Source organism: Alistipes megaguti (assembly GCF_944320325.1).
GTDB classification, from domain to species: Bacteria; Bacteroidota; Bacteroidia; order Bacteroidales; family Rikenellaceae; genus Alistipes; species Alistipes megaguti.
The window spans coordinates 1-13,075 of sequence record NZ_CALUHA010000004.1 but is presented as its reverse complement, the minus strand read 5'-3'; the positions used below and the strand labels follow the sequence as shown (position 1 = coordinate 13,075).

General features: G+C 64.5%; 9 protein-coding genes. 4 read left to right on the top strand and 5 right to left on the bottom strand.

What is annotated here, in order from left to right:
* Genes PUQ42_RS01815 through PUQ42_RS01800 form a run of 4 tightly spaced genes read left to right on the top strand, consistent with a single transcriptional unit; the run spans nt 1 to nt 4,274 of the window.
* The gene (locus PUQ42_RS01815; protein WP_087310919.1) at nt 1-1,323 is read left to right on the top strand and encodes a V-type ATP synthase subunit B; all 1,323 of its coding nucleotides are present in this window, start codon (nt 1-3) and stop codon (nt 1,321-1,323) included.
* 6 nt (nt 1,324-1,329) lie between these two features.
* Complete coding sequence (locus PUQ42_RS01810) at nt 1,330-1,938, top strand: V-type ATP synthase subunit D (protein ID WP_087310920.1); 609 nt, start codon at nt 1,330-1,332, stop codon at nt 1,936-1,938.
* The gene (locus PUQ42_RS01805; RefSeq protein WP_273370415.1) at nt 1,935-3,773 is read left to right on the top strand and encodes a V-type ATP synthase subunit I; all 1,839 of its coding nucleotides are present in this window, start codon (nt 1,935-1,937) and stop codon (nt 3,771-3,773) included. Before PUQ42_RS01810 ends, PUQ42_RS01805 begins: the two co-directional genes overlap by 4 nt.
* 57 nt (nt 3,774-3,830) lie before the next feature.
* The gene (locus tag PUQ42_RS01800; RefSeq protein WP_087310922.1) at nt 3,831-4,274 is read left to right on the top strand and encodes an ATPase; all 444 of its coding nucleotides are present in this window, start codon (nt 3,831-3,833) and stop codon (nt 4,272-4,274) included.
* Between the two features lie 359 nt (nt 4,275-4,633).
* Here PUQ42_RS01800 and rnr read toward each other — a convergent pair whose 3' ends face one another.
* From rnr to PUQ42_RS01775, 5 genes are all read right to left on the bottom strand, one after another.
* The gene (gene rnr / locus PUQ42_RS01795; RefSeq protein ID WP_273370411.1) at nt 4,634-6,916 is read right to left on the bottom strand and encodes a ribonuclease R; all 2,283 of its coding nucleotides are present in this window, start codon (nt 6,914-6,916) and stop codon (nt 4,634-4,636) included.
* An 11-nt stretch (nt 6,917-6,927) separates the two neighbouring features.
* Complete coding sequence (locus PUQ42_RS01790; RefSeq protein ID WP_122121622.1) at nt 6,928-8,040, bottom strand: M20 family metallopeptidase; 1,113 nt, start codon at nt 8,038-8,040, stop codon at nt 6,928-6,930.
* Between the two features lie 163 nt (nt 8,041-8,203).
* Nucleotides 8,204-9,160, bottom strand: a complete 957-nt coding sequence (locus tag PUQ42_RS01785) for a methylenetetrahydrofolate reductase (protein ID WP_273370408.1) — start codon at nt 9,158-9,160, stop codon at nt 8,204-8,206.
* A 7-nt stretch (nt 9,161-9,167) separates the two neighbouring features.
* Nucleotides 9,168-12,800 (bottom strand): methionine synthase, encoded by a 3,633-nt coding sequence (metH, locus tag PUQ42_RS01780; protein ID WP_273370405.1) that lies wholly within the window; start codon nt 12,798-12,800, stop codon nt 9,168-9,170.
* Nucleotides 12,797-13,075: glutaminyl-peptide cyclotransferase (locus PUQ42_RS01775; protein WP_273370403.1), on the bottom strand; the 279-nt coding region annotated here is incomplete at its 5' end. The genes PUQ42_RS01775 and metH, both read right to left, overlap by 4 nt.

Here is a 13,075-nt window from a genome sequence, read left to right as displayed (position 1 = left end):
ATGACAACACGCGCATTTCAGAAGATATATACCCGCATTGACAACATCACCAAGGCCACGGTGACGCTCCGGGCCCAGGGGGTCGGCAACGACGAACTGGCCACCGTGGGCGGCAAACTGGCCCAGGTGGTGAAGATTATGGGCGAGAACGTGACGCTTCAGGTTTTCGCCGGCACCGAGGGCCTCGCGACCGATTCGGAGGTCATCTTCCACGGCGAACCGCCGAAGTTGCGAGTTTCGGACGCCCTGGCCGGGCGCTTCTTCAACGCCTACGGCGAACCGCTCGAGGGCGGTGAGATCGTCGAGGGCGAGGCCCGCGAGATCGGCGGCCCGACGGTCAACCCCTTCAAGCGTATCCAGCCCTCGGAGCTCATCGCAACGGGTATCGCCGGCATCGACCTCAACAACACGATCGTCACGGGCCAGAAGATCCCCTTCTTCGCCGACCCGGACCAGCCCTACAACGCCGTGATGGCCAACGTGGCCCTGCGTGCCAAGGCCGACAAGATCATCCTGGGCGGCATGGGTCTGACGAACGACGACTTCCTCTACTTCAAGTCAGTCTTCGAGAATGCCGGTGCGCTGGACCGCATCGTCTCGTTCGTCAACACGACGGAGAATCCGCCGGTCGAGCGTCTGCTTGTCCCGGACATGGCGCTGACGGCGGCCGAATACTTCGCCGTCGACAAGGGCGAGAAGGTGCTGGTGCTGTTGACGGACATGACGCTCTACGCCGATGCCCTGGCCATCGTCTCGAACCGTATGGACCAGATCCCCTCGAAGGACTCGATGCCCGGATCGCTCTATTCGGATCTGGCGAAGATCTACGAGAAGGCCGTGCAGCTGCCCAACGGCGGTTCGATCACCATCATCGCCGTGACGACCCTTTCGGGCGGCGACATCACGCACGCTGTGCCCGACAACACGGGTTACATTACGGAGGGTCAGTTGTTCCTGCGCAACGATTCGGATACGGGCAAGGTGATCGTCGACCCGTTCCGTTCGCTGTCGCGTCTGAAGCAGTTGGTCATCGGCAAGAAGACGCGTGAGGACCATCCGCAGGTGATGAACGCCTGCGTGCGTCTGTATGCCGACGCAGCCAACGCCAAGACGAAGCTCGAAAACGGTTTCGACCTGTCGGACTACGACGAACGGGCCCTGAAATTCGCCCGCGACTACTCGGAAAAACTGCTGGCGATCGACGTCAACATCGGCATCACGGAGATGCTCGACACGGCGTGGAGCCTCTTTGCGAAGTACTTCTCGAAGGAGGAGGTCGCCATCAAGGAGGAACTCATCAGGAAATACTGGAAGGAGGCGTAAAAGAAGATGGCCATCAAGTTCCAATACAACAAGACCTCGCTGGGCGAACTCGGTAAGCAGCTGAAAATGCGGCAGAAGGCCCTTCCGACGATCAAGAGCAAGGAGTCGGCGCTGCGTTCCGAGGTGAAGAAGGCGAAGGACTCCGCAGGCGACTACCGTCGGCAGCTCGAAGCCCTGAAGGCCGAGTACGACTACATGGTGTCGTTGTGGGGAGAGTTTGACAGTGACCTGCTCCGCATTGCGGATGTGGATCTGGCCGAGCGCAAGATCGCCGGTGTCCGCATCCCCGAGCTGGAGGGGGTCCGCTTCGAGGAGAAGGCCTACGACCTCTTCTCCTCGCCGGCGTGGTTTGCCGACGGGGTGGGGATCCTCAAGCGGCTGGCACGCCTGGGCCTCGAATACGAGGTCTATGTGCGGCGCATGGAGCTGCTGGATTTCGCCCGCCGCAAGACCACGCAGAAGGTGAATCTCTACGAAAAGGTGCAGATCCCGGGCTATGAGGATGCCATCCGCAAGATCAAGCGCTTCATGGAGGACGAGGAGAACCTTTCGAAATCGGCCCAGAAGATCGTCAAAAACAAACAACAGGCTGCCGGGGAGGGCGCTCTGCTATGATAGCCAGAATGTCGAAATACGACTTTGTGCTCTATGCGGCACAGAGCGGGGATTTCATCGCCCGGCTGCGTGAGCTCGGGCTGGTGGACATCACCACCACGGGGTGGGAACCCTCGGAGGAGGACCGGCAGCTGCTGCTCGACATCGAGGGTTGCACGAAGGCCGCGGAGTTCCTCAAGGCGTTCCGCGCCGACAGAAGCCACGATGCCCTGCGCGGCGAACCCTTTGCCTCGGGGCGCGAGGCCTACGAACACTATGCCGCGGCGCAGCGCGAAGCAACCGCCATCCGCACGGAGATCGCACGGCTGGAGAAGGCGGCCGACGAGTTGCGTCCGTGGGGCGCGTTCGATGCGGAGCGCACGGCGCAGCTGGCGGCCGACGGCGTTGTGCTGCGTTATTTCTCGGTGCAGCGCAGTACGTTCGACAAGATGAAGGAGGAGTGGGCGGACAGCTATACGCTCTCGGAGATCTCGCGCACGGATGCTGCGGTATGGTTCGTCGTGGTGACGGCTCCGGGTGAGGAGGTGGCCATCGACGCCCAGGAGATGAAGACCCCTCAGATGGATATCCGCGAGGCGGAGCGCCGTCTGGCGGCCGAGCGGGAGCGTCTGTCGGCGCTCGACGCGGAATTTGCCCGCGTGGCGGCCTCCGAAGAGCTGCTGGCACAGTATGCCGCCGAACTCAGGGAGCGGCTGCAGGGCGTGCGCGTCGAGGCGACGGCCCGGCACGAAGCCGACGGCTCGCTGGTGATCATGGAGGGGTGGGCCGAGACCGAAACCTCGGCGAAGGTCGACGCGCTGCTCGAGGCGTACCCCAATGTCGTCTGGCTCAAGAGCGATCCGACGCCCGAGGACGATACGCCCGTCAAGCTGAAGAACAACCGCTTTGCGCGGATCTTCGAGATGATCGGCGACCTCTACGCCCGGCCGAAGTACGGCACGCTGGATCTGACGCCCTTCTTCGCGCCGTTCTACATGCTCTTCTTCGGCATCTGTCTGAACGATGCCGGATACGGTCTGGTATTGCTGGCCGCGGGACTCTTCATGCTGCACAAGTTCCGCGAGCCGGGCATGATGCGCCGCGCCGCGTGGTTCGCCACGCTGTGCGCCCTGACGACGGTCGTCTTCGGCGCCATCTGCGGCTCGTTCTTCGGTCTGAGCCTCAACGAGTACTTCCCCTCGATCCCGTTCTTCGACTTCCAGGGCAAGTTCTTCATCATCTCGCTGGTGATCGGTCTGGTGCAGATCCTTTTCGGCATGGCGCTCAACATCTGGACGACGACGCGCTGCTTCGGCATCACGCACGCCTTCGGGCAGTTGGGATGGTTCATCATCCTCGTCTCGTGCTCGCTGGCCGTGGCGCTGCCCATGGCCGGGATCACGATTCCGGGCTTCACGTCCGGGTCGGTGGCCTTCTACGTGGCGCTGGGAATCGGCGGTGTGCTGCTGCTGGTGCTCAACAACCCGCGGCGCAATCCGCTCGTTAACGTCGGAGCCGGACTGTGGGATCTCTACAACAACATCACCGGCCTGCTGAGCGACGTGCTGTCGTACATCCGTCTGTTCGCCATCGGACTGTCGGGCGGTGTGCTGGCACTGGTCTTCAATACGCTGGCCGAGGGCTTCGTCCCCGAGGGCGCCAACATCGTGGTGCGGCTGCTGGTGATGATTCCGATCCTGCTGATCGGCCACGGCATCAACCTCTTCATGTCGACCATCTCGTCATTCGTTCACCCGATGCGACTCACCTTCGTGGAGTTCTTCAAGAACGCCGGCTTCGAGATGGCCTCGCGGTCGTTCGACCCCATCCGCAAAATGGACAAGACAAACGAATAAACAAAACAATAATCAAAAACTTTTCAAAACACTATGGAAACAACAACAGCATTGGTAATGGCTTACGTCGGCGTAGCGTTGATGGTGGGCCTGGCGGGCATCGCATCCTCCATCGGAACGGCCATCGCAGGCATGGCTTCGGTCGGTGCCATGAAGAAGAACGGCGACGCCTTCGGTAGCTACATGATCCTCTCGGCGCTCCCCGGTTCGCAGGGCCTCTACGGCTTCGTCTGCTTCTTCCTCGTGCAGGGCGGACTGACCAACCCGACGATGACGCAGGGCGCAGCCATTCTGGGTGCCGGTATTCTGGTCGGTATCGTCAATCTGGCTTCGTCGATCTATCAGGCGAAGATCTGCGCCAACGGTATCGCCGCCATCGGAAACGGTCACGACGTGATGGGTAAGACGCTGATTCTGGCCGCCTTCCCGGAGCTGTACGCCATTCTGTCGGTTGCCGCCACCTTCCTGATCGCCACGCTCGACGGCGTGAATCTCTTCTAAGGAGGCGCATTCCCGCGATGCAAAAAAGCCTCGTCCATTTCGGACGGGGCTTTTTACGTGTTGGGGGGGCAGAATCGGCACGCCGGGGCAGAACCCGCGGACAGAGGCGGAATCGGCGGGCGGGAGGGAGCATCGGCGGGCAGAGGCGGAATCGGCGGGCGGGGGGGGGAGCATCGGCGGGCCGGCTGGGCGGTGAGGTGCGGGCATCCCAATTGTGGCAATGCGGATGACACTCTCATACGAGCCCCATGCGCGACACCCTCGTACGTGTGCCCATGTGCGACTCTCTCATACGGGCGTCCTTTACGACTCCCCACATACGTGCGTCCGCGCACGATACCAGCCCCCCCCCTCCGGAATTACCGGCCGCGGCGGCGCGAGGAGTGGCTCACCTTCGGCCCTGAACCTTTGTCAGAGGCCTTGCCTTTGCCCTTGCCGCGGCTGCGGTCGTCGGACGATCCGGAGCGGCGGTTCGGCAGTCCGGGCAGCAGCAGCTCGAAGTCGAGCTGGCGCTTCTGCAGGTCGGCCCGCTTGACGCGGATCCGCACGGGGCTGCCCAGCGTCAGCTTGATGCCGGTCGAGCGCCCGATCACCTCGTACTGCTGTTCGTCGAAGAGGAAGAAGTCGCCCGGAATATCGCGCAGGGAGGACATGCCCTCGATGTGGGTCTCGTCCAGTTCGACGTAGATGCCCCATTCGGTGAGTCCCGAGACGTGGCCGTCGAACTCCTCGCCGATGTGCTCCTTCATGAACTCGACCATCTTGTACTTGATCGAGGCGCGTTCGGCCTCGGCGGCGATCACCTCGCGCTCCGATGCCCGCACGCAGAGCTCCTCGACGGGATCCTTCGGTACCGACTTGCCGCCCTCGAGGTAGCGGGCCAGCAGCCGGTGGACCATCATGTCGGGATAGCGGCGGATCGGTGAGGTGAAGTGCGTGTAGTAGGGGAAGGCCAGACCGTAGTGGCCGATGTTGTCGGTCGAGTAGTAGGCCTTGGCCATCGAGCGCACGGCCATCGTCGTGACGGCGTTCTCCTCGGTTGAACCCTTGACCTGCTTGAGAAGTTTGTTCATCTCCCGGGCCACGGCGCGTCCCTTCGAGGCCTTGAAGATGTGGCCGAAGCGGAGGATGAACTGCCGGAAGCGGTCGAGCTTCTCCTCGCTGGGCGAGTCGTGGACGCGGAAGACCATCGTGCGGGGCACGGCGCGCCCCTTGTCGTTGCGGCGATGGGCGCAGAATTCGGCCACGCGCCGGTTGGCCAGCAGCATGAACTCCTCGATCATCTGGTTCGACTCCTTCTGCTCCTTGAAATAGACGCCCAGCGGCTTGCCGCTCTCGTCGAGCTTGAACTTCACCTCCTCGCGTTCGAAGGCGATGGCGCCGTTCTTGAAACGCTGGGCCCGCATGGCCTGGGCCAGGCGGTTGAGCGTGAGGATCTCCTCGGCGTAGTCGCCCCGGCCGGTCTCGATCACCTCCTGCGCCTCGGCGTAGGTGAAGCGGCGGTCGGAGTGGATCACCGTGCGGCCGAACCACTCGTCGAGGATCTCCAGGTTCTCGTTCATCGTGAAGACGGCCGAGAAGCAGAGGCTCGTCTCGTTGGGCCGCAGCGAGCAGAGCTCGTTCGAGAGGCGCTCGGGGAGCATCGGAACGGTGCGGTCGACCAGATAGACCGACGTGCCGCGTTCGACGGCCTCGTCGTCGAGCACCGAGTGGGGCTTGACGTAGTGGGTGACGTCGGCGATGTGGACGCCGATCTCCCAGACGCCGTCGCGCACCTTGCGGACCGAGAGGGCGTCGTCGAAGTCCTTGGCGTCGGCCGGGTCGACCGTGAAGGTCACCACCTGGCGGAAGTCGCGCCGGCTGGCGATCTCACGGGCCGTGATGCTGCCGTCGATGGCCTTGGCCGCCTCCTCGATTTCGGGTTCGAAGCGGTAGGGGAGCTCGTATTCGGCCAGGATGGCGTGCATCTCCGTATCGTTGTTGCCGGCGATGCCCAGCCGCTCGACCAGTTCGCCCACGGGGCTCTTGCTGCCGGGCTGCCAGTCGACAATGCGCACGACGACCTTCTCGCCGTCGCGCACGTCGGGATAGGCGCGTTTCGAGAGGTAGATGTCCATCGGCATGCGGCGCGAGTCGGCCCTGACGAAGATCTGGTGGGCGCCAACCTCGGCCACGCCGACGTAGGGCTTGTGACACCGTTCGAGGATGCGCGTCACCTCGCCCTCGAACTTGCCGTTGCGGCCGCGGTGGATGACGGCCACCTCGACGCGGTCACCGTCCAGCGCATTGGCCGTGTTGCGCGGGTTGACGAAGATATCCTCCTCCTGCCCCTCGACCTCGACGTAGACGGCTCCCGACTGCGTCATGCTGGCCACACCCTCGTAGAGCGGGCGGTGCTGTTGCGAGAGGCGGTACTTTTCGCGCGAGCACTCCTCGACGATCCCCTCGTCGAACAGCCGGCTGAGGATCTCGAACGTCTCGCGGCGCCCCTCCTTCGAGGCTCCGCCCGAGACCGATGCCAGGTATTTGAGCGTGAACTGCGTGTTGGGAAAATCGCGGAACATGTGAAGAATGATCTCTTCACGGGCCGATCGCTTGTTTTTGGCCCTCTCTTTCGGGGTCCGTTGTTGTCTCTTGTTCATATCGTGTGTCTTTATTTTTCGAGAATCCGCAGGGCCAGTTCGTGCATGAAGGCGATGCCCGGTTCGATAGCCCCCTCGTCGGGAAGGAACGTCGCCGTGTGGGAGCGTCCGGCCGCGGCGCCGACCCCGAGGCGGTAGAAGAGCGATGGATACTCCCGGCAGTAGAAGCCGAAATCCTCGGCCGTGGTCCGCAGCGGAAGCATCTCGATGTGGCACCCTTCGTGGCGGGCGATGGCCACGGCCAGTTTGACGAGGATCTCGTCGTTGACCACGCACGGGTAGCCGTGGCTGATGTCCACGCGGGTCTTCACGCCGCGGCGCGCATCGATCTCGGCGGCGATGTTGGCGATGCGCTGGTGGAGGATCTTGCGCTGGCGTTCGTCGAACGTGCGCAGCGTCCCCTCCATGTAGACCTCGTCGGGGACGATGTTCGTGGCGCCGAGGGCCTCGACGCGGCCGATCGACAGCACGCACTCCTCGCCGTTGAGGGCTACCAGCCGCGTGAGCAGTTCGGCTCCGGCGGCCACGGGGTCCTTCAGCAGCTGGCGCATGGCGCCGTGGCCGCCCGTTCCGTGGATCCGCAGCCGCAGTTCGTCGCTCGAGGCCATGTACTTTCCGGCTCGAAATCCGAAGCTGCCGACCTCGAGCTGCGCATCGACGTGTTCGCCCACCACGGCGCGGATGTCATACCCCTCGAAGGGCTTTTCGGCCAGCACGAGCGATGCGCCGCCCGGGTTGCACTCCTCGCCGGGCTGGAAGAGCCCGAAGAGCGTACCGCGGAAGTCGGGCCGGGCGGCCATGCGCTGCAGCACGCCGTAGAGGACGGCGGCATGCATGTCGTGGCCGCAGGCATGCATCACGCCGCGACGCTGCGAATGCCACGTACAGTCGTTCTGTTCGTCGATCGGCAGGGCGTCGATGTCGGCCCGCAGCACGACGGCGCGGCGGTCGTCGGCCACACTTTTCGATCCGCGGATCGAAGCCAGGACGCCGGTCCCGGCCACGCGTCGATGAGCGATCCCCAGCGCATCGAGCCGCTCTTCGATATAACGGGCCGTCTCCTGCTCCTGGAACGAGAGTTCGGGATGGGCGTGCAGATGGCGTCGGAATTCGACGGGGGTTATCTCCTTGTTACTTTCCATATAACCTTTGAAAGAAAATAGCTTGTCGGAGGCCGCTCCCCGGACGAATCGTCCGCCCGGTGCGTGACTCCGCGTTGTTCTCCTTTCGGGGCGGGAGGGCGGTCAGGTCTGTTTCCCGGCCCGGACGCACCCCCCCCCTCTTTGATCAGAAGAGCGCCGAAACGATCTTCTGAATGTTTGTTGTGCGGCTCATTGTATAATAGTGCAGCACCGGGACGCCGGCGGCCATCAGTTCGCGGCTCTGGGCGATGGCCCATTCGGTGCCGATCTCGCGGGCGTTTTCGGGGTGGGCCTTCACCTCGCGGGCCAGCTCCTCGGGGATCGAGACGTGGAACGTCTCGGGCAGCACCTCCAGATGGCGGGGCGTCGACAGCGGTTTCAATCCGGGGATGATCGGTACGGTGATCCCCGCCTCGCGGCAGCGGCGCACGAAGTCGAAGTACTTGCGGTTGTCGAAAAAGAGCTGCGTGATGACATACTCGGCGCCGGCGTCGATCTTGGCCTTCAGGTGGGCGATGTCCGAGGTGATGTCGCGCGCCTCGAAGTGGACCTCGGGGTAGCCGGCCACGCCGATCGAGAATTTCGAGTGGTGGCACTCCTCGACCTCGCCGTCGATGAAGCGGCCGTGGTTCATGTCGTCGATCTGCCGCACCAGGTCGATGGCATGGGCATGGCCCTGCGGATGGGGCATGAAGCGGCGTTCGTTCTGCGACTTGTCGCCGCGCAGCGCCAGCACGTTGTGCAGTCCGAGGAAGTCCATGTCGATGAGCGTGTCCTCGATGTCGTATTTCGACAGCCCGCCGCAGATCAGGTGCGGAACCACCTCCACGCCGTAGCGCTGCTGGATGGCCGCCGAGATGCCGACCGTGCCGGGGCGCCGCCGCACGACGTGCCACTCGATGCTGCCGTCCTCGCGTACGGTCTCCTTGATAGCCTCGCGGTGGAACGTGATGTTGATGTAGGCCGGGCGGTAGGGCATCAGCGGCTCGATGGCGGCGAAGATCTTCTGGCTGCCGTCGCCCTTGAGCGGCGGCAGGAGTTCGAAGGCGAAGCGCGTGCGCTTCGTGGCGATGGCTTCGCGGATGATATCGACTACGTTCATGGCTGTGTCAGAGATTGTTGGGAATGAGTTTCTTGATCTGCTCGACCTCCATGCCGCGGCGGCGCGCATAGTCGAGCAGCTGCTTGGTGTCGATCGTCCCGACGGAGAAGTCCCCGCCGTCAGCGAACATCAGTCCGCAGATCGCCTCACCCGGATTGATCATCCAGTTCTCCGTCAGGCGCATGCCGGTCGTCGTTTCGACGGCCAGCAGGTCGAAGACCTCGCGCTTGAGCGAGTGGTCGGGCGCCGAGGGGTAGCCGAAGGCCACGCGGCAGCCGCGGTAGTGGCCGCGGATGATCTGCTGCGGGTCGATGCCGCCCTCGGTCTCGTAGCCCCACATCTGGCGCCGTACGAAGGTGTGCACCGCCTCGCCGAAGGCCTCGGTCAGCCGGTCGGCCAGCAGCTTCGACAGGATGGCCGAGTAGTCGTCGGCCTCCTTGCGGAAGCGCTCCTCGAGCTCCTTGAGTCCGATGCCGGCCGTCAGCGCAAAGCAGCCGATCCAGTCGTTCTGCGGGGCGATCCGGTCGGCCAGCGACTGGTTCTCCTCGCCGCGCGTCTGGTTGCGCAGCATCGAGAGCCGTTTTTCACGCCCCTTGGTGTCCGTGATGAGGATGTCGTCGCGCTCCGAGCGGGCCGGGAAGATCCCCACAACCCCCTGCAGCGTCAGCAGATGCTCCTCGCGGATCCGCTTCAGCAGCGCCTGGGCATCGTCGAAGAGCTTGCGAGCCTCGGGACCCTTCTCGGGGTGGTCGAGGATCTCCGGATAGCGACCCTTGAGCCCCCAGGCCGGGAAGAAGAAGTTCCAGTCGATGAAGGGCTCGGCATCCGAGATGTCGAAGTCGGGGAAGACCAGACGCCCCGTGTGGAGCGGCTTGACGGGTTCGTGAGGCGGCAGCCCGCGGCGCGCCTTGTGCACCTCGACGATCGGAATCAGATCGCGCTGGCGGAGTTTGCGGGCATACTCCTCGCGCAGCGCGGCCTGCTGCTGCTTCACCTCTTCGACATAGGCCTCGGAACGGTTGCCCAGCAGCCGGGCCAGGATCTGCGTGTTCTGGCTGGCGTTGGCCGAGTGGATGACCGCCCCCGAGTAGACCGGGGCGATCTTCACGGCCGTATGGAGATCCGACGTCGTGGCGCCGCCGATGATTACCGGAATGCGCAATCCGCGCCGTTCGAGCTCCTCGCAGATGTGGGCCATCTCGTCGAGCGACGGGGTGATCAGTCCGCTCAGCCCGATGACCTGCGCCCCCCACGCCACCGCCTCGTCGACGATGCGTTCGGCCTCGACCATGACGCCCAGATCGCGGATCTCGTAGCCGTTGCAGGCCATCACCACCGAGACGATGTTCTTGCCGATGTCGTGGACGTCGCCCTTCACCGTGGCCACCAGTACCTTGCCGGCCGAGTGGGTCGTGGTGGCGGCCCCCTGCTCGATGTAGGGGGTCAGCACCGCCACGGCGCGCTTCATCACGCGGGCCGTCTTCACGACCTGCGGCAGGAACATCTTCCCCGCACCGAAGAGTTCGCCGACCTGCTCCATGGCGGGCATCAGCAGCCGGTCGATCACCGCCATCGGGCTGTCCAGTTCGCGGTAGGCCTCCAGCGCATCCTCCTCGATGTGGTCGGCAACGCCCTTGAGCATGGCGTAGTCGATGCGTTCGCGGAGCGTGCCGCTGCGCCAGGCATCGGCCTGCTGCGGCTCCTGCTGCGCCGTCTGCTGCACCTGATGGGCATACTCCGTGAGGCGTTCCGAGGCATCGGGCCGGCGGCACAGCAGCACGTCCTCGACCCGTTCGAGCAGTTCGGGCTCGATCTGGCTGTAGACGCGCAGCATCTGCGGGTTGACGATCCCCATGTCCATTCCGGCGCGGATCGCATGGTAGAGGAAGGCCGAGTGCATCGCCTCGCGCACGGCGTTGTTGCCGCGGAAGGCGAACGAGAGGTTCGACACCCCGCCCGAGACCTTCGCCCAGGGCAGGTGCTCCTTGATCCAGCGTGTGGCGTCGATGAAGGCCTTGGCGTAGCCGTCGTGTTCGGGAATACCCGTCGCCACGGCCAGTATGTTGGGGTCGAAGATGATATCCTCGGCCGGGAATCCGTTGTCGGTCAGCAGGCGGTAGGCGCGCTGCGCCACCTCGATCTTGCGTTCGCAGGTGTCGGCCTGCCCGCGCTCGTCGAAGAGCATCACCACGGCGGCGGCTCCGTAGCGGTGGATTTCGGCCGCACGCCGCAGGAACTCCGCCTCGCCCTCCTTCAGCGAGATGGAGTTGACCACCGACTTGCCCTGCACGACCTCGAGGCCGGCGATGAGCACCTCCCACTTCGACGAGTCGATCATCACCGGCACGCGGGCGATTTCGGGCTCCGCGGCCATCAGGTTGAGGAACGTGCGCATGGCCTCCACGCCGTCGATCATGCCGTCGTCCATGCAGACGTCGACCACCTGCGCTCCGGCCTCGACCTGCGCCCGGGCCACCGAGAGGGCCTCTTCGTAGTTGCCCTCGCGGATGAGCCGCGCAAAGCGGGCCGAGCCGGCGACGTTCGTCCGCTCGCCGATGTTGATGAAGTTCGCCTCGGGGACCACCCGCAGCGGTTCGAGCCCGGCGAGCACCGTTTCGTGGCGCGTCTCGGGCAGCGGACGCGGGGTATATTGGTCGACGATTTTCGAGAGTTCGAAGATGTGGGCCGGAGTGGTTCCGCAGCAGCCGCCGACGATGTTGACCAGTCCGCGGCGCATGTACTCGCCCAGATCCTCGGCAAACATCGCCGGGGTCTCGTCGTAACCGCCCATGACGTTGGGCAGTCCGGCGTTCGGGTGAGCCGAGATGCGGGTCTGGGCCACCTTGGCCAACCGTTCGAGGTAGGGCATCAGCTGCCGGGCCCCGAAGCCGCAGTTCAGGCCGATCGACAGCAGCCGCGCGTGGGAGAGCGACGCGGCGAAGGCCTCGACGGTCTGTCCCGAGAGGGTGCGGCCGCTGGCATCGGAGAGCGTCCCGGAGACCATCACCGGGATCTGCCGCCCGAGTTCTTCACACAGGCGGTCGATGGCGTAGAGGGCCGCCTTGGCGTTGAGCGTGTCGAACACGGTCTCGACGAGCAGCACGTCGACTCCGCCCTCCACCAGTCCGCGGGCCTGGTCGGTGTAGGCGTCGACCAGCTGGCGGAAGGTCACCTCGCGGGCTGCGGGGTTGGCCACGTCGGCCGACATCGAGGCCGTGCGGTTCGTCGGGCCCATCGACCCGGCAACGAACCGCGGTTTCTGCGGGTTGCGCGCCGTGAAGGCGTCGGCCGCCGCGCGCGCCACCTCGGCGGCCGCGCGCGAGATCTCGCGGGCCAACCCCTCGAGCCGGTAGTCGGCCAGCGAGACGGCATTGGCGTTGAACGAATCGGTTTCGATGATGTCGGCGCCGGCCGCCAGGTATTTTTCGTGGATTTCGCGTACCACCTCCGGGCGGGTCAGCACCAGCAGGTCGTTGCAACCCTTGAGTTGCACCTCCCACGTGCGGAAGCGCTCGCCGCGGTAGGCCGCCTCGTCGAGTCCGTAACTCTGGACCATGGTGCCGAATCCGCCGTCGAGCAGCAGGATGCGGTGCTCGAGCAGCGCTTGCAGCGTCTTGTTTTTCGTTTCTGCGGGTATCATTGTTCGATGATCTCTATTTCGAAGAGTTTGCTCCAGTTCTTGCCCGTGACGAAGAGGCGTTTGGAGGCGGGGTCCCAGGCTATGCCGTTCAGCACGTCGGTCGAGGGGGTGCGCTCCCCGTCGGGCAGCAGCCCCGTGAGGTCGACCACCCCTTCGACGCGGCCCGTTGCCGGGTCGATGATGACGAGCTGGTCGGTCATGTAGACGTTGGCCCAGATGCGGCCGTCGATCCACTCCAGTTCGTTGAGGAAGGGGACCGGTTCGCCCTTCAGGGT

Coding starts and splice junctions, on each gene's coding strand:
- PUQ42_RS01805 (WP_273370415.1), top strand. CDS start 1,935: ATGATAGCCAGAATGTCGAAATACGACTTTGTGCTCTATGCGGCACAG.
- PUQ42_RS01800 (WP_087310922.1), top strand. CDS start 3,831: ATGGCTTACGTCGGCGTAGCGTTGATGGTGGGCCTGGCGGGCATCGCA.
- PUQ42_RS01815 (WP_087310919.1), top strand. CDS start 1: ATGACAACACGCGCATTTCAGAAGATATATACCCGCATTGACAACATC.
- PUQ42_RS01810 (WP_087310920.1), top strand. CDS start 1,330: ATGGCCATCAAGTTCCAATACAACAAGACCTCGCTGGGCGAACTCGGT.
- PUQ42_RS01785 (WP_273370408.1), bottom strand. CDS start 9,160: ATGAACGTAGTCGATATCATCCGCGAAGCCATCGCCACGAAGCGCACG.
- rnr (WP_273370411.1), bottom strand. CDS start 6,916: ATGAACAAGAGACAACAACGGACCCCGAAAGAGAGGGCCAAAAACAAG.
- metH (WP_273370405.1), bottom strand. CDS start 12,800: ATGATACCCGCAGAAACGAAAAACAAGACGCTGCAAGCGCTGCTCGAG.